The organism is Psychrobacter sp. 1Y4, assembly GCF_051847555.1.
Window position 1 is genome coordinate 1 of the sequence record NZ_JBPYDE010000902.1, and the last position, 576, is coordinate 576.

At 46.5% G+C, this 576-nt stretch carries 1 protein-coding gene; it reads right to left on the reverse strand.

The window, feature by feature from the left end; genetic code table 11:
* Positions 1 to 576 (reverse strand): SDR family NAD(P)-dependent oxidoreductase (locus ACS8FC_RS19500; RefSeq protein ID WP_439298003.1); only part of this gene is annotated, 576 nt, incomplete at both ends.

The following is a 576-nucleotide window of genomic DNA, read 5'->3' on the forward strand; positions in this document are numbered from 1 at the left end:
GCTGTCATTACCGCGCGCACTGTTGGCGATATTGGTTTTGATGCCACCTGGATGGATACAGGTCGCTGATACACCGCATTTCTGAATGTTAAGCTCTTGACGCAAGCTCTCTGTGAAGCCGCGTACCGCAAACTTACTGGCATTATAAGCAGAGTAAGAAGGCTGAGCGGTCAAACCAAACAGGCTGGAGATATTGATAACATGACCATGTTCTGTAAACTGGCGGGGTTGATCGTGTTGATTATCACTCGTCACTTCGCTTTGTTTGACGCTATTTTTGATCAACGGCAAAAACGCTTTGGTGCCATAAACTACGCCCCAAAAATTGATATCCATCACCCATTCAAGCTCTTCAATACTAGCGCCTTCTATCGTCGATGAGAACGCCACGCCTGCATTGTTAAAGATGAAATTGACTTTACCATGATCGCTCATCACGCTATCCGCCCACGCTTGCATAGCGTCATTGTCTGACACATCGAGCACGGTTGTTGTTACTTGAATGTCATAACCAACCAGCATCTCTTTGGTTTGTGCCAGTTGCTCTGCATTAATGTCTGACAGCGCCACATGACA